We start from the raw sequence: 26,374 nt of genomic DNA, 5'->3' as shown, positions 1-26,374 counted from the left end.
TTATTTAATGTTTTATATGGGGTAGATACAATTCCCCCATATTAATTTTAGACCGCTGTTAAATTATTCGGAGTAACCATGATTTCTTGTTCGTTGACAATTAACTTTAGCTCTTCTCCATTACCTAGTTCAAAAATTGTTTTATCGTGGCTGATGTTTACTTTTAATATTTGATTTCTAAAGTTCACTTTAAAAGAAAAAGCTTGCCATTCTTTCGGTATCTTGGGAGCAAAACTCAGTGTATTATTTTTAACACGCATTCCTCCAAAACCTTCAACAATACTCATCCATGTTCCTGCCATTGAAGTAATATGAAGTCCTTCTTCAACTTCTTTATTATAATCATCTAAATCCAAACGTGACGTCCTTAAATAGAATTCATAGGCTTGTTCCATCCTATTCAACTTGGCTGCTTGAATGCTATGAACACAGGGAGATAATGAACTTTCATGAACAGTAAAAGGCTCATAAAAATCAAAGTGTTGTTCTAACTCCCTTTGAGTAAAGTCCTCTTCAAAGAAATAAAACCCTTGTAATACATCTGCCTGTTTTATATAAGGTGACCTTAAAATACGATCCCAACTCCATTTTTGATTGATTGGTCTTTGAGATTTATCCAATTCAGATACTGTTATCTGTTCTTTATCCAGAAAACCGTCTTGTTGTAGAAAAACTTTATGCTCTTGTGAATATGGGAAATACATATTATCGGCAATTCTTTTCCATTTTGAAATTTCGTTATCTGTAAGGCTTACTTTAGCCATTATTCTATTATAATCCACTGAGAAATCATTCTTAATTTTCTTTATGTTCTCCATGGTATAATTAATACACCATTGCGCAGAATAATTTGTATACCAATTATTGTTTATGTTATTTTCATATTCATTAGGTCCTGTTACTCCAAGAATTACATATTTATTCTTGTCCGTTGAATATGTAGCTCTCTGATACCAAAAACGAGCTATTCCGATCAATACTTCTAGTCCTTTTTCAGGAATATAACTATAATCGCCTGTATAACGATAGTAATTAAAGATAGCGAAAGCAATCGCTGCGTTTCTGTGGATTTCTTGGAATGTTATTTCCCATTCGTTATGACACTCTTCTCCATTCATTGTAACCATTGGATATAGTGCCGCTCCATTTGAAAAACCTAATTTTTCAGCATTTTCAATGGCTTTTTCTAGATGATTATATCGGTACTCTAATAAACTTTTCGCTACATTTTGATCTTTAGTAGCCATGTAAAATGGCAAACAATATGCTTCCGTATCCCAATAGGTACTCCCTCCATATTTTTCTCCAGTAAACCCTTTTGGTCCAATATTTAACCGTGCATCTGTTCCTAAATACGTTTGATTTAATTGAAAAATGTTAAAACGAATTCCTTGCTGAGCTTGTACATCTCCTTCAATGGTGATATCAGCCATATCCCATATTTTTCTCCAAGCTTTCTTTTGAAGTTTTAGTAATTCTTCAAAACCTAAAGTCAACACTTTTACCAACACCGATTTTGCAGCCAGGAGAAGCTCTTCTTTTTTATGGTTTCTATCAACGGTATATCCAGCAAACTTATACAACGTTGCTTTTTGATCTTTCGAAACTTCTATCTTATAGGTATGCAAAGCTTTGGTTTTAGAAACAAACTCTGTTGTAGGTATGTTTATTTTTTCATTTTCTAAAAAGAGCTGAGACTCCATAAAAGTACACACATGAAATTCTGTTTTCATGGTGTGAGAATGAATATAAGCTTGATTATTTGTTGAAGTTACATCAAGTATTTCCCAAAATTTATCATCCCAGTTACTGTCTTCATTTGTAATGCCTGCATCTAAATATGGGGAAAATTCAATTGCCACAGACTCACTCAATGGGATTATGGAATACTCAATTGCTCCGACTTCATCAATATCTAAACTCAATAAGCGTTTTGCAGAAACCGAAATTTCAACACCGTTTTGCAAAACAGCCTCGAAGGTTCTTAATAACCAACCTTCTTTCATATTTAATTCTCGTCGGAAATTTTTAACTTCTTTACACGAAGCTAAATCCAACACCTCATCATTAATCTTTACATGAATACCTATCCAATTAGGTGCATTTAAGACTTTTGCAAAATATTCAGGATAACCATTTTTCCACCATCCAACTCTGGTTTTATCAGGATAGTAAACTCCCGCGATATAACTCCCTTGAAATGTATCTCCTGTATAGTCTTCTTCAAAATTAGCTCTTTGTCCCATGGCTCCATTACCAATGCTAAAAAGGCTTTCTGAAGATTTTACACGACTTTTATCAAATCCTTCTTCTATAATACTCCATTCATTTGATAGGATATAATTTTGATTCATTTTATTGATTTTACTTTAGTTGTTCGAGCTCAGCTCTTATTTTTTTGTTAGATTGCTCACATAGTGAGGCTTTTATTTTATACTCAATGTTTTTTAATTGCTCATAAGTTTGTTGATGAAGTCTGATGAGATTTCCTCAAAACTTTTAAAAACGTAATCGGCTTCATAAAGAATATTGCTTTCACCGATTCCAATGGCTAGCATATTTGCTTTTTTCGCTGCTTGTATTCCTGCTACGGAATCTTCAAACACCACACATTGGTTCGGCATAATTTTTATTTTCTCTGCAGCATTTGTAAAAACTTCTGGGTCTGGCTTTGCTTTGGTTACATCATTGCCGTCGACAATAGCATCGAATTTATCAATCAGATTTACTTTTTTAAGAATGGCTCTAGCATTTTTACTTGCAGATCCCAAAGCTATTGGAGAATTACCATTTAATAAAAGATTCAATACCCTTGGTACATCAGGTAAAATCTCAGATTCATCCATGTTTTCAATGTATCGAAGGTATTCCTCATTTTTTTCATGTAAAAGTGAATCAAACTTCTCTTGCGATATTGTTTTATTACCCCAACTTAATATTTTTTCCAAAGATCTTATACGGCTTACACCTTTTAACTGTTCGTTTTGCTCGTTTGAAAAATCAATTCCCAAACTATTCGCCAGGTTTTTCCAAGCTAAAAAATGGTATTTAGCGGTATCAACAATAACACCGTCTAAATCAAAAATAAATCCAGTTGTATTCATTAACTCTGTATTAAATCATTCATTATTAATGGATTAATATAGTAAATATTAAAATCGATTATTAGAATTTTAGCTATTATCACTTGATTGATAGCTAATTGCATTTTTATTTGTTATTAAAAAATTACATAATCCAGCAAGAATTAGGCTTACTCCTGCTACAGTCATGGCATTGATTGCTTGGCTTCCTAGTAGACCTGAAATAAAATTAACACCGCCAAGAGCTGCAACAATCTGAGGAATAACAAGGAACATATTAAATATTCCCATAATAACTCCCATTTTCTTTGGATCAACTGAACTTGAAAGCATCGCATAAGGCATCGAAAGGATACTTCCCCAAGAAATTCCTATAAGAATAAATGATATGGTTAAATATTCAGGAGATGGAACGAATTTCATTATAAGAAAACCTATTCCTCCAAGAATTAAAGAAATCATATGGACATACTTTCTATTAATTCTTTTTCGGGAAGTATACAGTACTAGTAGAAGTGCAAAAGCCATGGAAGAAAGTCCATATAATCCCATATAAGAACCAACAGCATTCGATGACTTTTGAAAAGCGGTATTCGCTATGTCAAATGCATGCTTGTCTTCTTCCAAGCTCATATTATAATTAATTTCTTCTGGAGCTGGAGTTTTAAATACATGTTCTGTTAATGCAGGATTCGCCATACTCCACATGGTAAAGAAAGCAAACCAGCTAAAAAACTGAATTACTCCCAATTTTTTCATCGTCATAGGCATATTCCCAATATTGTTCAGGATATCAGGAATAAATTGGTTTTTTTTCAACTTTTCTCTTTCAAACTCCTCCATATCTTCTGGTGGATATTCAGAGGTTGTAAATACTGTATATAAAATGCTCACCAAAAAGACAAAAGCTCCAATAGCAAAGGCAATTTTTACTGACATTGGAACTACCCCTGAAGCTGCCGAATCGCTAACACCTAGTTTAGAAACAAACCAAGGTAAATTACTAGCCACCCAAGTACCAATACCAATAATTAACGTTTGAACCACAAAACCATACGATCGTTGTGACTCAGGTAATTTATCGGCTACTAAAGCTCTAAATGGCTCCATTGAAATATTAATTGAAGCATCTAAGATCCATAGGAACCCGGCAGCAACCCATAATGCAGGCGAATGCGGCACAAAAAATAAGGTTAGTGAACTTAAAATAGCTCCTATTAAAAAGTAAGGTTTCCTTCTCCCCCATTTAGTACTCCATGTACGATCACTCAAATAACCAATAATGGGTTGAACGATTAATCCAGTTAAAGGTGCAGCAATCCATAGCAATGGAATATCTTCTTTTCCTGCTCCAAGAGTTTGAAAAATACGTGACATAAAGCCTCCTTGTAAGGCAAAACCGAACTGAATTCCAAGAAAACCAAAACTCATGTTCCAGATTTCCCAGAAATTTAATTTACGCTTATTCATTTATCGTAATTATTAATTCATACTACGATAAGCGCTATGACTTATCTAATTTAAGTGTGGAAGAAAATTATTGATAAGTCGTTTTCTGTGGGGCTAATATATTAATTTTTATCAATTATTGTCAAAAAAAGAAGATTTTATACCATTTACAGCTTAAATTCATAATTATAAAACATAAAAAAGGCCATCAAAACTATTTGATGACCTTTTATAAATAACTAGAAAATTAATTATTTCTTTATAAATCGTTTCGTTACAGCTTTACCATTTGAAATAAACTTCACAAAATAATTTCCTGTTGCAAAATCAGAAACATCAATAGTGGATGTGTTGTTTACTTTTCCTTTTGAGCTATACACAATTCTACCTGTTATAGAATAAATAGTCATTTGTTCAAACTCTCCATTTATAACATCAATAGTTAAATTATTACTAGCTGGGCTAGGATATAATTTAATGCTATTTAAAGAGTTTTCTGTAAATGTTTTTAATTCTTCACCTGGAGTAGCCGATTTACTAATGTTCACTAGGTAATCCTCAACTTCTCCATAAGTAAAAGACTCACAAGAAGTAGGAATGGCATTATACTTTAGAGAAACACGCAATCTTGTTAATCCAGGCTGCGCAGAGGCTGGAACCGTAAATGTTCCAGAATTTGTTGCATCTGTTGACGCTGCTTTAGACCAAACGAGCTCTCCAGCATCTAAGAAATCACCATCTCTATTATAGTCAATCCATACAGCATATCCTTCTCTATAAATTGTACCAGTCCATGTTGGAGTTACAGTAAGTGTATGTGTTCCACTTATGTTAGTAGAAAGATTCGTGTAATCGCCATATCCGCCAGTTTCTGCACCTGTTGTATTATCGATCCCTTCCAATTGGAATCTTGAAATATACTCATCAGAGGTATTATTTCCATTAGAATTACAATATCCTGTAGGAGGATTTGGATCTCCTCCACCATTTCCAATTTTTAAGTTAACCGTGTAATCTTCAACTTCTCCATATGTAAAGTTTTCACAAGAAGTAGGAATTGCATTGTATTTCATAGAAACTCTCATTCTAACTGCTTTTTGAGCCGTTCCTGTAGGAACTGTAAACGTACCACTATTAGTAGCCGCATTTGATGGGGCTTTTGACCAAACTAGCTCTCCACTATCTGTAAATACCCCATTGTTGTTATAATCAATCCAAACAGCATAACCTTCGTTATAAACAGTTCCTGTCCAAGTAGGTGAAACTGTTACCGTATATTGCTGCCCTTCGTTTAAATCCGTAGAAATACTTGTAAAGTCCGAATAGAATTGCGCACCAGAAGTATTGTTTATTGTATTTAACTTTACGTTACTAATGTATTCATCATTTGTATTACTACTTTTAGAAGTACAATAGGAAATTTGCGCTGTAGTTGTGGTAAACGTTGTAGTTGCACTTCCAGAAGTATTTCCTGCAGCATCTTGAGCAACAACAGAAGCAGTATATTGCGTTGTAGGCGATAATCCCGTAACATTAAAAGAAGTAGATGAAGAGGTTCCTACTTGAGTACCATCTATTGAAATTAAATACCTTGCAACACCAACATTATCAGTAGAAGCTGTCCAGTTTAAAGTTGCACCCGTTCCACCTATATTTGATGCTGCTAAATTCGAAGGATTTGTTGGAGCTTCTGTATCTGGTGGCCCTACAGGTTGCATTTCAAATGTTCCAACAACACCTTTTCTTCCATTATTCATGTATTCAGTAATAAACCAAAATGTGCTGTTATTTGAAGGATCAACATCTATTTTACTATAATCTCCATAACGCGTTCCAGGTATGTTTTGGTTTCCATTGGCAATTAACCCCTCAACTGCAGTCATAGCTCCGAGAGGGTCACTAGCTAATCTACCAGTAAAATATGAACTTACTCTTGTGGTAGCTGAACTTGAAGAACTCGATAAAGATGAATATCCCATACCTATATTTCCATTTGCATCCATTGCTAAACTGGCATTCCATGCATGTCTAGAATCTGGTGCATTATAAGTACCTTCTTGATACAATGACCAAGGTTGGTTATCTCCATTTTGACGAAACTCCATCCAACGAATACCTGCTAATTTTCCTGAAGAAGCATCTGTATCAACTACGAAATTGAAAACAGCAGAATTATGGGTGCTAAATTTTCTGAATTGAGCTTGATTCATAATAGTGGCCTGCAATGCGTCAATTGAAGGACCTCCATTAGGTTGGGCTAAATTAGAAAAACTACCACCATCAAACACACCAATAAAAGGTGTTACGTTAATTTCTTGTGGGTTAGAAACTGTTGAACTCGCTGTATTATTCCAGTTTACATCAATAGTCCATACTTTAACATGATCTGTTGAAACACCTGTCCAAGCATTATCTTGCATATACACTACTGTAGCGCCACCTGTTGCAGGTAAGTTATTATCTGTAACATTTAATACTTGAGGACTATAGAATCCACTAGTTCTAATGTTTGGTAAGTCAAACCCTATGATTCCTGCATTGGTATTTCCTGCAAGCATGGCAGTCCTATCTAAGGCCCATACTCTATTTGAACTAGTAGTGTTATCTGTAATGTAATAACCATCACTCCAAATAGATAATTTTTGATAATCTCTAATTTGAGTAACATTATAAATATACCAACCCGAAGTTAATGGGTTTGGTCCATCCGACACCGCTATTTGAGCCCCCGCTCCGGCTCCATTTAAAAATGATAGCACCCATCGGTCAGCAGCGTTATCATAAGAAACAGTTAAATCACAACATCCGCCAGAAGGGAAAATGGCAGGGTTTGGAGCTGTTTCTCCTAATAATTGGTTTCCTTGTTTGTCATAAATCATAAAACCTGTATTGAATACAACCATGACGTGATTTGGACCAACAGCCAAGGAAGGATCAGTTGGTTGAGAATTCGAAGAATAAGTATCAAAAACTAAACTTGCATTAGCCATTTGTACACTTTGTTCTTGAGGATGCCTGTTTATCTTAAAAAAGTCATCTTTAGTTTGAGGGTCCTTACCGGAAATAATAATGTTTCCCATAGATCTTTTATCCTTGGCTTCCTTTTTTACGTTCTTAAATGGAACTAAATCGGCAGATCGGCTCGATATAGGAGAAACATATTCAACTGATGAAATTTTTCCTCGATAAAATGGTTTGTTCTTGGTTTCTTGCGCCATAAGCATAGCTGACAGCAAGAATAAAACAATAGATAATTGTTTTTTCATGTTCAGAAGGGTATTTTGGTTAGTAAGTGGAAAACTAATAAAAATTTAAATAAATACCTGAATATTACCTGTTTATTTTTAAAACTTTCAATTTTAAAACCAAAATATCACACAAAAAAAGAAACCTTTATTTAGAATAAATCTAAGAATGATAAGGCTTTCATCTAATAAATCTGATAACCCTATTCACTTTGAATTTTTTTACTGGACTCTCTAATTTTTAAATTACTTGATATAACTTTTGTCTGAGTCACCTCTTTTTCTTTTTTTCCTTCAATTCGATCAATCAATAATTCAACTGATTGCTCTCCCATGGTAAAACCATGTTGTGCAACTGTACTTATTGAAGGTGAAGCATATTCCGAAATCAAACCATCGGTAAAACCAATTACAGAAATGTCTTCAGGAATGTTTAGCTTTCTTTCTTTAGCTATCCTAATGGCAATAGCAGCATATATTTCATTTACAGCAAAAATGGCGTCAATAGGTTGATCAAATAAGCTTTCTATTTGAGATTTTATTTCATATTCTTCATTTACTCTAACAATTAGCTTTTGATCAATTGTTTTTCCCTTATCCTTTAGTGCTTTTTCGTAACCTCTTAATCTATCTAGTCCAACAGTTACGTGGCGTGGTGTTGTTAAAATACCAATATTATTACAACCAGAGTCTAATAAATATTTAGTAGCCTTATGCCCTGCCCCAACATCATCAACTATAACTTTATCGCATTTCAAAGATTCATGTGTTCGATCAAACAACACCAATGGAATATCATTGTCTATTAGTCGGTTAAAATGCTTAAACTCTCCTTTTTCTAAGGTTTCTTTTGCTATAGAAACCAATAAGCCATCAACACTTCCATTAGTTAATACATCAATAGTTTCCGTTTCCTTTTTTTCTAGATCGTTGGAAAAGCAAACCATAATATTATAACCTCTTTCTGAAGCTACTTTTTCAATTCCTTTAATCACCGTTGAAAAAAAATGATGTACAATTTGCGGTAAAATAATGCCAATAACTTTTGTTTTTTGATTTCTCAACTGTAAGGCTAAATTATTGGGTCGATAATTATAGTAATCGGCATATGCTTTTATCCTGTCTTTAGTTTCTTTACTAATTTCAGAACTATCTCTTAAAGCTTTTGATACTGTGGAAGTTGCAACTCCCAGCTCTTTAGCAATTATCTTAATAGTAATTTTAGTTTTCATATTTTACAAAAATGACAATTTTCTTTGGTTAGTTTTATTAAACCGTTAATATATGGTTAAAAAACTTATCAACACGAAATCGTTTTCGTAGTATTCATGGTAGCTGACGAGCTATTTTTCTTTCTATCTTCACCCCTGTGGAAGCCAAAATTATTGATAATTCTTAGATCAATTTTATATGTATTTAACCTAAAAAAATGAAGTATATAAACATAGTTATATTCGGAATTTTATCACTGATCTCCTCTCAATTATCTGCTCAACAGAATTTTAAGGGAACGGTTATAGAAAAAACTACGGGTGAAGGGATTCCCGGAGTTAATGTAGTTATTAAAGGAACTACACGAGGAACATCTTCAGATTTTGACGGAAATTTTCAATTAGGAAATGTTAAAACTGGAGATGTTCTTGTTTTTAGTGCTATTGGTTTTATTGAAAAAACCTATTCAGTGGGTACAAACTTTACCATTACAGTTCAACTTCAAGAAGACTCACAACAACTTGATGAAGTAGTTGTTGTCGGATATGGAACTACTACAAAAAAAGACGCAACTGGTTCTGTTACCTCAATTAGTTCTAAAGATTTCAATAAAACACCAGTAGTTGGTGCAGAACAATTACTACAAGGTAAAGTACCAGGTGTTCGAATCACTTCAGTTGGAGGTCAACCTGATGCCGCTCCAAATATTAGAATTCGTGGTGGTGCATCCTTAAATGCTAACAATTCACCTCTAATAGTTATTGATGGTGTTCCCATCGATAATACAAATCCAGCGGGAGTTAGTAATCCACTTACATTAGTTAATCCAAATGATATTGAAAACTTCTCAATATTAAAAGATGCATCAGCAACGGCTATTTATGGTTCAAGAGCCTCTAATGGAGTTATTTTGATTACCACAAAGAAAGGAACTAATAGTGGTGTCAAATTCAACTTTTCGAGTGATGTTTCTATAGGTACTGTAGGTCGCACTCTAGATGTGATGAGTGGAAGTGAATTCACTCGTTTTATTCAAACCTACCATCCTACTCAAACGAACCTTTTAGGAATCGATGATCCAACAACTACAGCCACTGACAATTTAAGTACTCCAGAGGTTGAAGGGCGAATTTTATTCGATACTGATTGGCAAGACGCCATTTACAGAACATCCGTTTCAACTAACAACAATTTCAGTGCAAGAGCTTTTTTATTTGATAAAGTTCCTGCTCATTTTTCTTTCGGCCACACAAAAAGTGAAGGTATCGTTAAAACCAATGATTACGAACGTTATTCATTATCCCTTAGATTAACTCCTAAGTTTTTGAATGACCGCTTAAAAGTAGATGTGAACGCTAAAGGTATTTTTGCCGACAAAAATGCTATTGATGAAGGCGGTGCACTTGGAGGAGCTGTAAACATGGACCCAACAAAACCTATTTTTGATAATAGCTCGAATGGTTTTGGTGGTTTTTATCAAACAACTCGATTAAACGATGAAGATCCTACTCAAGCAACAAAGCTTTTACTAGATGGTCAGTTTAACCCAGTAGCTTTATTAATGCAAAGGTCAAGACCCGAAAAAGTTTATAAGCTTTTAGGAAATATAGAATTAGATTATACCATGCCTTTCTTACCTGAGCTTAGAGGTGTTTTAAACCTAGGGTTGGAAACTTCAAAAGCTGAAATAAAAGAGGAGTTTACTGAAAATGCCATTGCTACCAGACAATTCAATGCGAGTGACACAAATCCAGAAACGAGTGCTGTTTTTAACCCAGGAGTCAACTATACCGAAGATCAAAATATTACAAATACAACTTTAGATGCTTATTTGGTGTATGCAAAACAGTTAGATGGGTTCTTATCTAAAGTTGAGCTTCAAGGAGGTTATTCTTATCAAAATTTCAGAAACGAGGGTACAAAAGAAATTTTTAGATACAATACAGAAACAGGATTACGAGAATTACAACCAAATCCGCAAAATCCAACTAATAGATATTTTAATGAATTAAATCTACAATCGTTTTTTGGTAGAGCTAATTTAAGTTTTGACGACAAATACTTACTTACCCTATCGTTAAGAGCGGATGGTTCTTCTTTATTTAGACCATCAAAGCGTTGGGGCTACTTCCCTGCTGCTGCACTGGCATGGAAAATTGAAGAAGAAGATTTCCTTAAGAATGTGGACTTTGTAAATACTTTAAAACTACGTTTAGGATGGGGTAAAACAGGACAACAAGATATTACAGGTGCTGTTGGTTTTTATCCATCAATCCCTTTATTCTCTCAGGGAGATGCGTCTAGTCAATATTTAGATGGTGTTAATATTTATTCAGCTATTGCTTTTAATGAAAACTTAACTTGGGAAAAATCGACTACCTATAATTTAGGTTTAGATTTTGGATTCTTTAATGATATTCTTTCTGGATCATTCGATATTTTCCAAAGAAACACAACCGATCTTTTGGCTAGAGTTCCTGTAGCTCCAGGACAAGGTTTGGGAAGTTCTTTTATTAAAAACGTAGGAGAAACCGAAAGTAAAGGTTTTGAATTAGCATTAAATGTTACTCCTTATGAAAACGATAATTTCAGATTCGATGTTAATACAAACATCGCCTACAATAAAACCGAAATAACAAGCTTGCAAGATGTTACTAGAATAGTTTCCTCTGATGGTGGATTACCTGTAGGTACTGGTGTTAACTTGGCCTATTCGCCCGTTGGTTTGCAAGCACATTCAGCCTGGGTGTTCAAACAATTATACGATAGTAATGGAAATCCTATTTGGGGAGCACATGCCGATTTAAATGGTGATGGAATTATCAATAATGACGATCGTTTTTATAGAGCACTTCGTCCTAATTGGACTTATGGTTTTGGCTTAAATTTCACCTATAAAAACTGGGATTTAACTTCAAATTTCAGAGGACAAATTGGAGGTTTAGTATACAATGCTAAGAAATTAACCAATGGATGGCGTGATAATGCGTTACCAATAAATTCAAATAGTTTAACTAATGTTTTAGATTTCTATAATGGAGCTTCTGATGTGAATTTCATTAACACAAATGGAAATGTTCGCTTTTCTGATTATTATCTAGAAGATGCTTCTTTCTTACGTTGCGAGAACATTGTTTTAGGTTATCGATTTGATCAGCTTATAAAAAATGGAATGGTACGATTATATGGTTCTGTAGCAAACCCTTTTATCATTACGAATTACTCAGGTCAAGATCCTGAGAACTTTAATTCAATTGACAATAATTTCTATCCAAGACCAAGAACTTATACGATTGGTGTTAATGTAGATTTTTAATTTTTATAAATCATGAAAAAATTTCTAATACTTATATTGATCACAGCGACAACGTTTTCAAGTTGTTTAAGTGATTTAGATACAAAACCTGAAGTTGAGCTAACCTTGGAAGAATTATTAAAACAAGATCCAAACGCTATTTCAGGGATTTTATCTAGACTTTACGCTTCTTATGCCTTATCGGGTGTACAAGGTCCAGGAAGTTCGGATATTGATGACGACGCAGGAGAGTCTCCTTTTTTAAGAGGTATTGTAAACCTTCAAGATTTCACTGCTGATGGAATGAAAAATAGATGGGGTGATGATGGTTTAGATCAGTTAACCACCACTTCTAACTGGGATGAGAATAATAAATTCTTTCGTTATCTATATAATAGAATTTATTACACCATTCCTCAGGCAAACAACCTGTTATCTGTAATGAGAAATGTTACAGTAAATGATCAGGAAAACATCATAAGTGAAGTGCGCTTCTTAAGAGCCCTTGCTTACTATTATTTAATTGATGCTTTTGGAAATGGCGTATTGGCTACAGAAGAGAATATTGGAACTTCTCAGCCATTACCTCAGGCTACAAGAGAAGAATTATTTAATTATGTTGAATCGGAATTGTTAGCAATAGAACCGACCATTGCTGCTTCAAATGGCTATGGTAGAGCAAACAAAGCTGTGGTTCAAATGTTACTAGCTAAGTTATATCTGAATGCTGAAGTTTATACGGGTACAGCGAGATATAATGATGCTGGAACTTTTATTAAAAAAGTAATTGATGAAGGAGGATACTCCTTAGCCCCTCAATTCGTCCATAATTTTTCTGGAGATAATGATACTTCTCCTGAAGTTATCTTTCCATTAATAGCAGATGCTGTTAACAGTCAAAGTTATGGGAACACCACTTACATCATTAACGGAAGTTTATCTTCTGACACTATGAACCTTGATGATTATGGCGCTACAGGTGGCTGGGGAGGTCATAGAGCTAGTTCTGGTTGGTATGGCAAATACTGCGGAGGTTTAACCGATGTAACTGCTCTAATAGCATGTGCTGATGACAGAGCGAAGTTATTCTGGACAGATGGTCACGAATTTAATATGACTGATTATAAAGAATGGACTGATGGTTTTCCTTCTATTAAGTTTAGAAATACAAACGTAAATGGTTCAACAACTTCTACAGAGTTTGCAAATACAGATTTTCCGCTATTTAGGTTAGCAGATGCTTATTTGATATATGCAGAGTGTGCTTTAAGAGGTGCCAGTTCTGCAGATATGTCTACAGCATTATCGTATGTGAATATGGTACGCAATAGAGCCAATGCTAGTACAATTACTCAGTCGGAATTGACTTTAGATTTCATTATCGATGAAAGAGCAAGAGAATTAAATCTTGAAGGACACAGAAGGTCAGATTTAATCCGCTTCGGAATGTTTACAGGAGGAACTTATTTATGGCCTTGGAAAGGAAATACGGCCAATGGAACAGCAATACCAGCAACTTATAAATTGTTTCCAATTCCTTTAACGGCTCTTGAAGCAAATCCGAACTTAACTCAAAACCCTGGTTACTAACACAAAAGAAAACATCATGAAAAAAATAATCTCACTAATGGTATCGTTTGTTTTCGTTTTAGGTTTTATTGCCTGCGAAGACAATGATAATCTGGAGTTTACAGTGCAAGCTCCGCAAGATAGTGTTGCTTTTACCAACACCTTATTAAATGAATATATTATTACACCTCAAACATCAGGTAATATAGCAGAACGTTTCGTTTGGAACCCTGTTGTTTTTGAAGGTACTGCAACGGAAGTAAGTTACGATTTACAAGTTTCAATTACTCAGGATTTCGCTTCTTTTGAATCTCTTGGAACGACCAACGATACACATATGAGTGTAACCGTTGATAAATTATTGGCACTTGCGGAAACTGCTGGGTTAGATAATGATCCGACCACTGATGATAAACCAAACATGGGTACTGTTTACTTTAGAGTAAGAGCTTTTGTTGGTAATGGAGGAACCGATGCACCAGAAAGCGTTTCTGATATCATGGCAATGAATATCACATTACCTGAAATTACGCAAGGTTCTGGAATCGAAATTTCTTCATGGGGAATTGTTGGTTCTGGATATAATGATTGGGGAAATGGTGGACCTGATGCACCTTTTTACACCACCAGTACAGCTAATGTATTAGTAGCATATGTAACTTTATTAGATGGAGAAATTAAGTTTAGAGAAAATAATGATTGGGCAAATAATTTAGGTGACGATGGAGCCGATGGTACTCTTGAAGCTGGTGGTGCAAATATTGTTTCTACGGCCGGTAATTATAAAATCACGTTAGATTTAAACAACAATACCTATACGATTGAAACCTATTCATGGGGAATTGTAGGTTCTGGATTTAATGATTGGGGAAATGATGGACCTGATGCTGAATTCCATTACGACTACACAACGGATACTTTTAAAGTTGGTGTAAAATTGTTGGACGGTGAAATTAAATTTAGATTGAACAACGATTGGACAACTAATTTTGGAGGAACTGACGGTAATTTAGCATCAGGTGGAGATAATATTACTTCAACCGCAGGTTTTTATCAAGTAACTATCGATTTAAACAACAATACTTATACAATAGAAGCTGCTGACGTATGGGGAATTGTAGGTTCTGGTTATAATGACTGGGGAAATGATGGACCTGATTTTAACTTTACTCAAGTGAATCCAGGAATATACGTAGCCAACAATGTTACTTTGCTAGATGGTGAAATTAAATTCAGATTGAATGAAGATTGGGGAACTAACTTTGGTGATGATGGGAATGATGGTACGTTAGAAGCTGGAGGAGCCAATATATCTTCAACAGCGGGTAAGTATAGAATTACTATGGATTTATCAGATTCTAGTAATCCAACATATACTATTAGTTCGTTATAATAATTTTTAAAGTCTGTGAAAATAAAACTTCACAGACTTTATTTTTTAATAAAAAATTAAATCTATACATGTGAGAAAACTACTCCTACTCTTTTTTGTACTGTTTGGCTATTCAATAAAAGCTCAAATAACAACATCACCAGGAACTCCTACTATAAGCGATGAAATAATAATCACATTAAATACGACTGGAACCGAACTTGAAAATTATACAGGTGATATTTATGCTCATACTGGAGTTACTGTTGATGGATCTCAATGGCAAAATGTAATTGGTAGTTGGGGAAACAACAGTACGCAACCTAAATTTACTAAGACCGCAGATAACACTTACGAATTAACTATTAGTAATAATGTTTATGATTATTATAATGTGGATAATTCTAAAGAAATTACGGAGATTAACCTAGTCGCACGGTCTGCCGATGGCTCTCAACAAACACGACCAGATTACCATATTACTATTTTTTCAAATGAACTAAACATTCAAATTACAGCTCCAAATGCAGATACCGTTTTTGATCTAAACGCGAGTACCGATATTATGGCTGAAACAACATTGAATGCAGATTTGGAATTATTTGTAAACAACAGTTCTATCGAGACTGCTACGAACGTAAAGTCTATTAGTAAAAACTATACATTTTCAACATCTGGACAGCATACAATAAAAGCTACAGCAAGCACCGGAAGCACTCAGAAAGAAACAACGATCAATGTGTATGTAAAAACACCTACAGTTACCGAAACTAGACCTAATGGAGTAAAAAATGGAGTAACAGTTAATTCTGATAATACCGTAACATTTGTTCTATTGGCTCCTCAAAAGTCTGATGTATTTCTGATTGGTGAATTTAACAATTGGGCTCTGCATGAAGATTATCAAATGAAAAAAGATGGTGAGTATTTCTGGATAACCTTGGATGGACTTGATGAGAGCATAGAATATGCATATCAATATTTTATTGATTATGAAAAAAAGGTCGCTGATCCATATGCTGAAAAAGTATTAGATGAATCAAATGATCAATACATATCAGCTTCTAACTATCCTAATTTAAAAGAATTTCCGAGCAATGCTTCTGGAATTGTTTCTACATTTAAAATAAATGAAACGGATTATACATGGCAAAACACTTCATTTACAAAACCTGCTAAAGAAGAACTAATTATTTACGAATTATTAGTTCGTGATTTTTCCGAAGACGATAGTTTCCAATCTGTTATCAATAAATTAGATTATTTAAAATCTTTAGGAATTAATGCTTTGGAGTTAATGCCTATTAATGAATTTGAAGGGAACGATAGTTGGGGATATAATGTATCTCATTTCTTTGCTTTAGATAAAGCTTACGGAACTAAAAATAAATTTAAAGAACTTGTTGATAAATGCCATCAAAAAGGAATAGCTGTAATCGTTGATGTCGTTTTTAATCATTCTTACAGCCAATGTCCTTTGTTAGAAATGTATGATTTCAATGTTTCTAATGGTACTACAACTAATAATCCTTTCTACAATAACGATCATAATTTTGAAAACGGTGCTTTAAGATTCGGATTTGATTTTGATCATGAATCAACTTACACACAGCAGTATTTTAAAGATGTAATGTCTTATTGGATTAACGAATACAAAATAGATGGTTATCGATTTGATTTTACCAAGGGTTTTACCAATACCTTCTATCCTACATCAGGTGATCAATGGGGAAATGCTTATAATCAAGATCGAATTGATCGTTTAACCGATTATGCCAATTATGTGTGGAATGAACATAGCAATGACTTTTATGTCATTTTAGAACATTTAGCTGACAACTCAGAGGAAAAAGCACTTGCTAATGCAGGGATGATGCTGTGGGGTAAAATGACCCATAATTACAATCAAAATACTATGGGGTATGATAGTGATGCGGACATTGCATGGGGCTATTATAAAAACAGAGATTTTACATCACCTCATTTGATTACCTATATGGAAAGTCATGATGAAGAACGATTAATGTATAAGAATCTTCAATATGGGAATGCGAATGGAGACTACAGTGTTAAAAACTTAAACACTGCACTTAATAGACAAGAATTGGCTGGTTTATTCTTCTTTACAATACCAGGGCCGAAAATGATATGGCAGTTTGGTGAATTAGGATATGATATCAGTATTGACGAAAATGGAAGAACAGGCAGAAAACCAATTAAATGGGAATACTATTCAGTAACAGAAAGAAAAAGCATTTATGACACATGGGCTACTTTAATAGCATTAAGAAAAGAACATGACGTTTTTTCTACTGAAGATGTTACCATGGATGTTTCTGGACTCGCTAAAAGAATAAACTTGAACCATACTTCGAATAATGTTGTTATTATTGGAAATTTCGATGTCGTTGAAAAAAATATCAATCCTAACTTTGCAAGTACAGGTACTTGGTACGAGTTTTTTACAGATTCAAATATCAATGTTACCAATACAACTGAACCAATTACATTGCAACCTGGAGAATATAGACTTTATAGTACTACCGCTTTCCAAAATCCGCTATCAAATGGTCCAGATGTTAGCTTTTCTTCTAACTCTGTTATTTTGTACCCTACTCCAGCTTCGGATGAATTTTTACTTAACCAAGAAGCCTCTAAAGTTCGTATTTATGAACTGTCAGGAAAGCTTATTAAAGAGTTTAAAGGAGATTTTACTAGTAATCAAAATTATTCCATAGATGATTTGAATTCGGGGCTATATATTGTGGAAGTAGAATTAAAAAAGAAAAAAAGAGTTGTAAAAAAGCTCATAAAGAAGTAATTTCAGAAATTAAATCTCCAGATTAAAACCGGTGTCTGAGATTTTACATTTTAACTAATCAGTTAATTAATTATTTAACCTAACCGTATTGGAGCCTCATATTAAAAATATGAGGCTCCATTTTTTATTGTATTTAGTATTCTTCAAAATTTTCCAAATAACCATACATTGATTATCTTAGATGTATAAAACACAGATTCTATGAAGCCAAGTTTAACTTACTACTTAACAATTACCGTTCTTAAACTAAAAGGGATAAAAAATGTTTTTAGTAAAGATCCTATCGATCATAAAAAGCTTCGAAAAGAAGATATTTTTCATCCTAAGGGTAATTTTTATAAAACAGAAAATGTCTCACGATTTACCGTTTTAGATTCTGAAATCACTGAGATTGCTAAGAAAAATTCTGAAAAATTATTACTATTTATACATGGTGGAGCGTTCATTTCTGGGCCAGCAAAACATCATTGGGATTCCATAAAAACTATTTACAAACAAACAAATTATTCTATTTGGTTATGTAATTATCCAAAAGCACCTGAAAACAATATCAAAGTTATTTCAAAAAACATAGATAGTATATATGAAAAGGCGTTGGAGTTATATAACTATCAAAATATTGTTTTAATAGGTGATTCCGTAGGTGCAACACTAACTACGGCGCTAACACAACGCTTAATTTTAAATAAGAAACCTTTACCCTATCAAATTATCTTAATCTCTCCTGTAATGGATTCATCAATGACAAACCCAGAGATTGATGCTTTAGATACCAGAGATGTAATGCTTTCTAAAAAAGGTGTTCTGAGCTCAAAAAAGTTATGTGCTCAAGGTATCGATTTAAAGAACCCAATGATTTCTCCGTTATATGGTAGCTTCAAAGGTTTTCCATTAACTACACTATTTATAGCCGAATATGACATTGTTTATCCTGATCAAAAGTTAGCCATTGAAAAGCTTATAAGTGCTAATGTTAAATTAGAAATAATCGAAGGAAAAAAAATGCCACATGTTTGGCCCTTATTGCCTATTATGAAAGAAGCCAAAATGGCTTTAAATAAAGTTATTCATATATTAAATCAAGATTGAATTAATTCGAGATTTTTTAATAAATAGAAGATTAGTTTTAACAAACTTTTTAAATCTCATATTCTTCTAAAGAACTAGGTTTGCGCTATTCTCTTACAAACTAAATTCAATTAAATATTTAATGAATATCAAAGATAAACTAAACGAATATTCACTGTCTCTTCCTGAAATATCTACTCCTGGGGGTAGTTATGAATCAGTGAACATAAGAGGGAATATAGCTTACATAGCTATTCAATTTCCCATTCTAAATGAACAATACTTATACCAAGGCAGGTTAGGTGATGAATTATCTACTGAAGAAGGATATAAAGCCATGCAATTAACCGCTCTCAATGTGCTTGCACAAATACATCATAAGATAGGAATAGAAAAAATTGAAGGATTAAATCATATTGATGCCTATTTTCAATCCTCAGAAAACTGGGATGATTCTCCAATTGTTGTTAATGGCGCTTCTGATCTTTTCTTAAAAGTACTTGAAGACAAAGGGAAACACTCAAGAGCTATTTTTGGAGTTCATAAATTACCAAGAAACTTTAGTGTTGGTCTTACAGCCTCTTTCACTTTAAAAACAGTATAAAATAATAGCCTCTAGATTTTATTTCAAATTATCCAAAATAAAATCTAGGGTTTTATTAGTGTTTTTATTTTCGCTATATGAATCTGTAATAAACTTTGAGTTTAAAGCAAGTCCTTTATCGATTAAGTATTGAATATCATCTGCATATTTTAAGGTTACCTTCCCTGTAAGTAAAATACTTAAATCTTTTCCTGCTTTATAATAATCATATACCTGCTTTAATCCTGTTAAGTACAAATAATCTTTGGTAAGTCTATCTCTGTACATTCTTATTACTAAATAACATTTATAATTCTTTCCGCTCTTATTAACTGTACGATCATAAGCGAGAATAATTAAGGCATAACCGTTCCATATTGAGACTTCATTCTATTGATATTTCAAGTTCTTTTCTATTATTTTGATTGAAAGTTGAAAGAGAAAATAGTTTTTTATTACCCATTCTACTTTCAACTGTATTTTAATTTTTAACCTAAAATAACTACTACTACACTATGGAAGCAACAAGTGTTCCCTCACTAAAATCAACCAAAGTTATTAAACTAAGAAATATTAATGATTTGTTCTCATATATTAATATGTGGGAAAATTTATGCAAGGATGCAATTAATTATCACGATATAGACACCTATGAAGGCAATCTACCTGATGAGGAAGAAGATATTATGAAAAATGTAGCTTTTATAAAACATAAAAAAAAGAACAGCGAGTTAAATATTGAACTCCATTGTTTAGAAGTTCAATTCCTTAAAGAATTAGGCGAGAACAATAAAGAAAAGTTCGAAATATATTGTAATTATAAAAATTGGATTGCTCAAAAATACTTAAATACGTCTTCTTTAGAAGGTGAAATTTTTAAACCTGAAATAATTCCCAACTTTAATGAGTTAAAGATTACATATTCTGGTGCTGAAAAATGGTTTGAATACTTCGAAAATAATGAAAAGAATAGTGAAGAATTCTGCCGACATATATTATACCAGAAGCACGAATTTATTATGGCCGCTAAAGTGTTATTGATTAATCATACACAATGCTTTGTAGATAACAAGTCTGAGGAAATTAAAAAATTAGGAAAAATTTTAATGAATGGTAACAGTCTGACCTATGATTCTTTGGATAATTTTTTCCCTATTAACGCTTCTTCCTATTTAGCTACAGATGTATATGAGCAATCACTAAAAACTAACTATGAAGAAGAGTACGATCAGTTAAAGAAAGAGTTAACGGAAATTGACAAAGAGCTAAAAACCGAATCTTTCAAAATTAAATCTCATACAAGTGAGAAAGATAAAGAACGTATATTAAAAAATATTAATGAGTTACAGAAAAAACGTAATACATTAAATTACGTAACAGAAGAATATTATAAAAAGAATGATTTTATAAAAAAGGCAAAAGAGAGTTCTAAAAATTGGGTAAAAGATAACTTATTCGATAAAAAGAAAGCAGGAAAAGACGCCGCTAAGGTCTTTTTTCATTCTGTGGGTTCTAAATTGGGTAAGGCTATATTTCTATCTTTAAAAGGTGATTCAGATAAAGTTAATGTTAAGGAGCTGGAAAAACAAGTGTTACAAGGTTTTCTTGAAACTGGGCTTACAGCTTTAAGCACCTATTTTTTAGGACCATTAGGTCCTACTTTTACCTCGACTGTAATGTCTTTTTTTAAAGAAAAACCTGTTGACCCATATCTCAAGGAATTTAATGCCATTAAGGAACAATTAAAAGAAGAGTTTAAAAAGATTAATGAAAAATTAGATGATTTAGATAGAAAATTAACTCAAGGTATTGATACCATAATAAAAAAATTGGAGGAAGTAAAAAAATATACAGATTTATCAAATAGAAAGCAAACATTTATTCAGAATAAAGATGTTGTTATAAATTGTATTAGAAACTTTGAATCGGAATATAATAGCGTTTTTATTCAACGTAATTCGAGGATTAATGACGAAAAATTAATTAATGCTCATGATGATTTCATAACTGCACTTAATGAATTAATAAGAGTGTTATATAATGATAAATTTGATATTAGATTCAACACAAAAAGTTATACAAAGCCAAGTCCTGATTCTTTACTTAGCAGATATATTGAATATAATGCGAAAGAGTCTGTTTTTTTTCATGAAGTAACAAGTGAACTAATTGACATTTGTAATGGTATTGTTCAGGTTGGTCAACGTTATCTTTTTTCACGTGAAAAATGGTTTGCGACTATGAGTGCTTCGCAATTTTTCTTCAAATCTGGTAAATCTAACAATGAGTTACTCACAGAATACTGGAAAACATATAAAGATCAAAACTTTACTTCTAATTTAACCGTTGAACTAGAGTCACTCAAATTACAAGTTATTGGCGAAAACAATATGTTATTGTTACAAAATATTAAGCGTGCCCTATCTGGAAAAATTGATTTTCTGGCTGGTTTTGGATTAGAATCATCCGAAGCCCCCCCTCAAAGGAGGAATCAATATGAATATATATTTAACGAAGCATATTCGGGTGAAGGGGTATTTAAAAAAACTCCCTCTTATTATTTCACCAATAGATATGTTATTACAGGTAAAGATTCAGCAAAAGGAAAGTACATAATGTATACTAACCAAAAAAATGAAATTCCTGTACCTATTAAAGTTCGACTTTCGTTACAACCCAATGACTGTATTAAAATAAATAACCTTAATGAAAAATTTAAAGTTTTAATACCAAGTAATTCATCTAACTTTAATAAAGGAAATAGTGAAGCAATAGAAAGTTTTTTTAATGAGCAGAAGCATATTACAAAAGGGATTTTATTTAGTACATTCAGTTTACCAATAAAAGATTTATATATTCAAGTTTATGCAAAACTGCCTTGTAAATCAATTGAATTGACTGTTTTTAATCAAAAAAAGGATGACCATACTCGCTATAATGTTGAAAAATATTCATTTGAACTAAAAGAGCTAAACAAGATATGGGAGCAACAAAGAGTAAAACTAGAACCTTTTGAAAATGATAAACAAGCTGGATTTAAAATAACATTTTTCAACTCATTAGGAAAAGAATTGGAAGTTGTTAAAATAGTTTTATCTGATTATGAAGCTATGAATAAAACCTTTAACATTAATGAGCAGGTAAATATTGAAGGGGAAAAAAAAGTTATAGAAAAAAGAGTTAACGGATTAAATAGAGGAATTCCTTATATTTCTACTTATACAATAGAAATGCCAGTTCTAAAAGATAATGGTTCTATTGTTAAAACTTTAGTACGTACCGAGAATTTAAGACCTTTTGTTAGTAATTTATTTCTTATATGCGATTCATTCAAGTATGAAAATGAAGAGGTTGATCATTTCGGTACAATCAAAAATAGTAATACTGGATGGAAATCTCTTGATAGAATTTATTCTTTAAGAGTCATTAATAAAGTGGCTTGGTATACTCAATTACGAGTAATGAAAAACACCAAGCCTTCAGAAATAAAGGCCGTTTATGAAGATTTAGGATCAGTCTTTAAAGAATATAGTTATACCAACAAATATAATGGTAGTTTTGATTTTCAATATGATGGGAACTTCGTAATGTATGCCGACCATGGCAATAATAATAGGGTTGGTATTTCTGGAACTCTGGACTGGCCTGACACTAAAAGTCAAAGAATTGCCTATCTGAGTAATGAAGGAAAATTTATTATTGTTGAACCTAACCGTAAAATAGAAAAGAATGAAAGTTATAAAGTTAAAGAATGGTATATTTCCGAAAATATAGACCCTGAACCAAACAAGAGAAAAGACAGATATAAATATGTAAGTAACAGGCTATTTGTAGGTGATATTATGTATTGGGGAGATGATAGATATAGATATAGAATAGAGTCTGAAAATGGAAAGTACTATGCAGAAATTTGGTGCGAAGAAAAAAGTGCTTCACCAAGAAATGATTTTGAGGTATCATTAAAACTAAGAAAACATGGAGGGCATATAATTAAAGATGCGTTAAAGGGGAAAATTACTAGAACTCTATTTACTCATCAGGATTTTCAGTTAAAAATGCAAGGTGATGGAAATCTAGTAGCCTATTGTAAGGAATATAATATTGATGCAAAAAGCATCATTAGCAACGACGCTGTATTTGCTTCAGATACGCATGGTCAAAGAGGTTGTATTCTATGTATCACTAACAATGGAGAATTATTTTTAGCGGATACTAAAGAAAAGAGAATTATTAAATGGCTATCATAGATAGTATAATGTTTTAACTTTAAATAATCAAACCTCCTATTTCTAGGAGGTTTGATATTTTATTTTAAATTATCTAAGATAAAATCTAGGGTTTTATTGGTGTTTTTATTTTCGCTATACGAATCTGTAATAAACTTTGAATTTAAAGCAAGTCCTTTATCGATTAAGTATTGAATATCGTCTGCATATTTTAAGGTTACCTTCCCTGTAAGTAAAATACTTAAATCTTTTCCTGCTTTATAATAATCATATACCTGCTTTAATCCTGTTAAGTACAAATAATCTTTAGTTAAACCTCCTCCCCTATGCACTCGAGTTGTAATGTGAAAAGCCTTCTCTCTATCTAAATCATAAAAATTATGAAGTAATCTAAATGTTCTAGAGAAAGAGTACCCTTTCGCTAAACTATTAACTGCTATTACTCTATATGCCAATTCTTTTAAACGCTTTATGGTTAAGTTTCCTGACATATATTCGCTAAAAACAGCTAAACCTTCTTGAGTTTCTACATTATTTGGTAATCCATGTGAAAATATTTTCAATTTATGTGATAAACCATTCATCGTAGTTACCATATGAACTCCTATTTCGTGATTGGTCAAAATAGCCATTTCATTCTCAGAATATTCATGACGACTGTTTAATACCAAAGTCTGGCTACTGTTTAACACCATAGCAATGGCTCCCATAACAGAGGATTCCTTTATATTATAGTCAAAATCATACCTTTTACCATATTCTCTGAAAATACCTTCGGCTTCTTGAGGTGAATATTTTGGCGCAAACGCGGGATCATTATCATCTTCTTCTTCAAAATGTAAAATAAACTTAGCGTTTTCTACATCCTGTTCCGTTGGAGTTCCAAAAGATTGTAAGCTATTATAATAAAATTTCTTTCCTTCTCCTACAGTTTCTATACAACGAACAACTCCTGAATAGTAATAAATAATCTCTTCGTATAAATTACGAATTCTCTCATCTTCTATTAACTCTATGGGCTGAGTAAAAAACTTCTGATGAATTTTAAATTTGTCAAAATCCATTTCTGGATAACGAAAATTGGGATCTGTCAGATATTTCGATTTATAAAACAATGCTTTTTCCTCTTCAATATTAACGGGATTCACATAGCGTAATAATTCTATTTTTTTTACTAGTTTATCAATTCTACGATCGATCTTAAAAAGTGTATCCTTTTCAACTTTTACACCATTCTTCATGCGGCTACTCTTAATTACAGTGTTATTGTTTATGTTTATTATAAAAGTCTTTTGCGTGTTGTGGTAAGGTTAGTTTCAAGTACTTCTCAACAGAATCAATTACTTCAGGATATAAAATTTGTTCTACTTCATTACAATATACTTTTGCTATTTCAGTGGCTAATACCAATGTGTTTTTAAAGTTAGCGGTAATATATTTTAAGAAATATCCATTGCCTTGAAAAGTGTCATTAATCTTTGATGAACTTTCTATTTCATTTGGTAAAGGTGTTCTTTCAAGTATTTCACGCCAGATTTCAATATCATCTGAAAACCTCTCATTGTCAACATTCGTAGTTCCAAGGTTCCAAGTTGGTACTTTTCTGTCCCAACGTTGCCAATTATAAGAATGCATATCATAAACGATACAAACAGAAAAGGTACTTTCTATTTTCTCTATTAATGCGTGTACTACCTTATAAAAATTACTATGCTTTTCAAGACTTCGATTTCGTTGCTCATTTGTTAACGACGATTTCCAAAGCTTTCTTTTCCAAGCATCTTTATAGATAGCAGTTTCAGGAGGTCTGTTCAAGTCATACTCAAAACGAGAATCCATTCCAGCGATAACAATTGGATGAGATTGAATCATTTGCTTTGTTGCGGGATCTTCTTCATACCAACGTTCATATTCGGTGTGTAAACAATTATCCCATAATTCTTTCCTAAATTGATGCCCATCATGAACCGCTGCACATACATAAGGTACATAAGAATCGATTTTTAAAGTGAAAGAATAGTCCTCACTCACAGCTTCAAATAGCTCTTGCTTTTGAATTTTCAGAATTATATCATCAATACTTAATCTTTCCATTCGAACTAAAATTGATTCGATATATTAACTTAATATCTTCTTTAAAAAATTAAATACTTTTTTCTCAGAATTATCTACAGTACCGTCAGCGAAAATTACATTCTTAATATCATTCAACAATTCTTTTTTCTCTTCGTGACTATACTTGTTCTCTTGTAAATACTCTTTAATTTTATCCAGTTTGATCTTCTCATCAACATCCATCACAATTTCTGTATGAATCTTATTATATAAATCTTCATCTATTTTAGAAATAATGTATTTACTCTCTTCTTCAGTTTCTATATAGTTGCAATGTGCTACGTATAAAAGCACATATGTTGTAAACTCTTCTTTTGTCCAAATATTAATCATCTA

16 protein-coding genes are annotated in these 26,374 nt (G+C 32.6%); 7 read left to right on the top strand and 9 right to left on the bottom strand.

Annotated features, from left to right (window positions below):
• Positions 1-47: 47 nt before the first annotated feature.
• The 5 genes from ACKTTV_RS11705 to ACKTTV_RS11685 form a co-directional block, all read right to left on the bottom strand.
• On the bottom strand, positions 48-2,354 hold the full coding sequence (locus ACKTTV_RS11705; RefSeq protein WP_408031022.1) for a glycoside hydrolase family 65 protein: 2,307 nt from the start codon (positions 2,352-2,354) through the stop codon (positions 48-50).
• 93 nt (positions 2,355-2,447) lie between these two features.
• Complete coding sequence (gene pgmB, locus ACKTTV_RS11700; RefSeq protein WP_408031021.1) at positions 2,448-3,104, bottom strand: beta-phosphoglucomutase; 657 nt, start codon at positions 3,102-3,104, stop codon at positions 2,448-2,450.
• Between the two features lie 69 nt (positions 3,105-3,173).
• Positions 3,174-4,553 (bottom strand): MFS transporter, encoded by a 1,380-nt coding sequence (locus ACKTTV_RS11695; RefSeq protein WP_408031020.1) that lies wholly within the window; start codon positions 4,551-4,553, stop codon positions 3,174-3,176.
• 230 nt (positions 4,554-4,783) lie between these two features.
• Complete coding sequence (locus tag ACKTTV_RS11690) at positions 4,784-7,798, bottom strand: GEVED domain-containing protein (RefSeq protein ID WP_408031019.1); 3,015 nt, start codon at positions 7,796-7,798, stop codon at positions 4,784-4,786.
• Positions 7,799-7,980: 182 nt separating this feature from the next.
• Positions 7,981-9,009: a LacI family DNA-binding transcriptional regulator gene (locus ACKTTV_RS11685; protein ID WP_408031018.1), complete on the bottom strand. Its 1,029-nt coding sequence runs from the start codon at positions 9,007-9,009 to the stop codon at positions 7,981-7,983.
• A 197-nt stretch (positions 9,010-9,206) separates the two neighbouring features.
• On the opposite strand from ACKTTV_RS11685, the gene ACKTTV_RS11680 reads away from it, so the two are divergent.
• The 6 genes from ACKTTV_RS11680 to ACKTTV_RS11655 all read left to right on the top strand — a co-directional run bounded on the left by ACKTTV_RS11680 (position 9,207) and on the right by ACKTTV_RS11655 (position 19,718).
• Complete coding sequence (locus ACKTTV_RS11680; protein ID WP_408031017.1) at positions 9,207-12,305, top strand: SusC/RagA family TonB-linked outer membrane protein; 3,099 nt, start codon at positions 9,207-9,209, stop codon at positions 12,303-12,305.
• A gap of 12 nt (positions 12,306-12,317) precedes the next feature.
• Positions 12,318-13,874, top strand: coding sequence for a RagB/SusD family nutrient uptake outer membrane protein (locus ACKTTV_RS11675; RefSeq protein ID WP_408031016.1), 1,557 nt, complete (start codon positions 12,318-12,320; stop codon positions 13,872-13,874).
• A 16-nt stretch (positions 13,875-13,890) separates the two neighbouring features.
• The gene (locus tag ACKTTV_RS11670; RefSeq protein WP_408031015.1) at positions 13,891-15,246 is read left to right on the top strand and encodes a SusE domain-containing protein; all 1,356 of its coding nucleotides are present in this window, start codon (positions 13,891-13,893) and stop codon (positions 15,244-15,246) included.
• Between the two features lie 70 nt (positions 15,247-15,316).
• The gene (locus ACKTTV_RS11665) at positions 15,317-18,046 is read left to right on the top strand and encodes an alpha-amylase family glycosyl hydrolase (RefSeq protein WP_408031014.1); all 2,730 of its coding nucleotides are present in this window, start codon (positions 15,317-15,319) and stop codon (positions 18,044-18,046) included.
• 201 nt (positions 18,047-18,247) lie between these two features.
• Positions 18,248-19,135, top strand: a complete 888-nt coding sequence (locus ACKTTV_RS11660; protein WP_408031013.1) for an alpha/beta hydrolase fold domain-containing protein — start codon at positions 18,248-18,250, stop codon at positions 19,133-19,135.
• Positions 19,136-19,256: 121 nt separating this feature from the next.
• Complete coding sequence (locus ACKTTV_RS11655; RefSeq protein WP_408031012.1) at positions 19,257-19,718, top strand: RidA family protein; 462 nt, start codon at positions 19,257-19,259, stop codon at positions 19,716-19,718.
• Positions 19,719-19,736: 18 nt separating this feature from the next.
• On the opposite strand, the gene ACKTTV_RS11650 is transcribed toward ACKTTV_RS11655, so the two are convergent.
• Complete coding sequence (locus tag ACKTTV_RS11650) at positions 19,737-19,985, bottom strand: tyrosine/phenylalanine carboxypeptidase domain-containing protein (RefSeq protein WP_408031011.1); 249 nt, start codon at positions 19,983-19,985, stop codon at positions 19,737-19,739.
• A gap of 227 nt (positions 19,986-20,212) precedes the next feature.
• Between ACKTTV_RS11650 and ACKTTV_RS11645 the strand changes: the two genes are divergently transcribed.
• Positions 20,213-23,944, top strand: coding sequence for a hypothetical protein (locus ACKTTV_RS11645; protein ID WP_408031010.1), 3,732 nt, complete (start codon positions 20,213-20,215; stop codon positions 23,942-23,944).
• A gap of 59 nt (positions 23,945-24,003) precedes the next feature.
• Here the strand turns inward: ACKTTV_RS11645 and ACKTTV_RS11640 are convergent, their stop codons facing one another.
• Genes ACKTTV_RS11640 through ACKTTV_RS11630 form a run of 3 tightly spaced genes read right to left on the bottom strand, consistent with a single transcriptional unit; the run spans position 24,004 to position 26,371 of the window.
• Complete coding sequence (locus ACKTTV_RS11640; RefSeq protein ID WP_408031009.1) at positions 24,004-25,164, bottom strand: flavohemoglobin expression-modulating QEGLA motif protein; 1,161 nt, start codon at positions 25,162-25,164, stop codon at positions 24,004-24,006.
• Positions 25,165-25,186: 22 nt separating this feature from the next.
• Positions 25,187-26,017: an N-formylglutamate amidohydrolase gene (locus tag ACKTTV_RS11635; RefSeq protein WP_408031008.1), complete on the bottom strand. Its 831-nt coding sequence runs from the start codon at positions 26,015-26,017 to the stop codon at positions 25,187-25,189.
• A 24-nt stretch (positions 26,018-26,041) separates the two neighbouring features.
• On the bottom strand, positions 26,042-26,371 hold the full coding sequence (locus ACKTTV_RS11630) for a hypothetical protein (protein WP_408031007.1): 330 nt from the start codon (positions 26,369-26,371) through the stop codon (positions 26,042-26,044).
• Positions 26,372-26,374: the final 3 nt, after the last annotated feature.

This window comes from Tenacibaculum xiamenense (assembly GCF_964513065.1).
GTDB lineage: Bacteria > Bacteroidota > Bacteroidia > Flavobacteriales > Flavobacteriaceae > Polaribacter > Polaribacter xiamenense.
The sequence above is the reverse complement of the archived record's forward strand: the minus strand, read 5'-3'. Positions and strand labels throughout refer to the sequence as shown.

Bases quoted from the DNA above. Each gene is read 5' to 3' on its own strand.
- ACKTTV_RS11705 (WP_408031022.1), bottom strand. From the start codon at position 2,354: ATGAATCAAAATTATATCCTATCAAATGAATGGAGTATTATAGAAGAA.
- pgmB (WP_408031021.1), bottom strand. From the start codon at position 3,104: ATGAATACAACTGGATTTATTTTTGATTTAGACGGTGTTATTGTTGAT.
- ACKTTV_RS11695 (WP_408031020.1), bottom strand. From the start codon at position 4,553: ATGAATAAGCGTAAATTAAATTTCTGGGAAATCTGGAACATGAGTTTT.
- ACKTTV_RS11690 (WP_408031019.1), bottom strand. From the start codon at position 7,798: ATGAAAAAACAATTATCTATTGTTTTATTCTTGCTGTCAGCTATGCTT.
- ACKTTV_RS11685 (WP_408031018.1), bottom strand. From the start codon at position 9,009: ATGAAAACTAAAATTACTATTAAGATAATTGCTAAAGAGCTGGGAGTT.
- ACKTTV_RS11680 (WP_408031017.1), top strand. From the start codon at position 9,207: ATGAAGTATATAAACATAGTTATATTCGGAATTTTATCACTGATCTCC.
- ACKTTV_RS11675 (WP_408031016.1), top strand. From the start codon at position 12,318: ATGAAAAAATTTCTAATACTTATATTGATCACAGCGACAACGTTTTCA.
- ACKTTV_RS11670 (WP_408031015.1), top strand. From the start codon at position 13,891: ATGAAAAAAATAATCTCACTAATGGTATCGTTTGTTTTCGTTTTAGGT.
- ACKTTV_RS11660 (WP_408031013.1), top strand. From the start codon at position 18,248: ATGAAGCCAAGTTTAACTTACTACTTAACAATTACCGTTCTTAAACTA.
- ACKTTV_RS11655 (WP_408031012.1), top strand. From the start codon at position 19,257: ATGAATATCAAAGATAAACTAAACGAATATTCACTGTCTCTTCCTGAA.
- ACKTTV_RS11650 (WP_408031011.1), bottom strand. From the start codon at position 19,985: ATGTACAGAGATAGACTTACCAAAGATTATTTGTACTTAACAGGATTA.
- ACKTTV_RS11645 (WP_408031010.1), top strand. From the start codon at position 20,213: ATGGAAGCAACAAGTGTTCCCTCACTAAAATCAACCAAAGTTATTAAA.
- ACKTTV_RS11640 (WP_408031009.1), bottom strand. From the start codon at position 25,164: ATGAAGAATGGTGTAAAAGTTGAAAAGGATACACTTTTTAAGATCGAT.
- ACKTTV_RS11635 (WP_408031008.1), bottom strand. From the start codon at position 26,017: ATGGAAAGATTAAGTATTGATGATATAATTCTGAAAATTCAAAAGCAA.
- ACKTTV_RS11630 (WP_408031007.1), bottom strand. From the start codon at position 26,371: ATGATTAATATTTGGACAAAAGAAGAGTTTACAACATATGTGCTTTTA.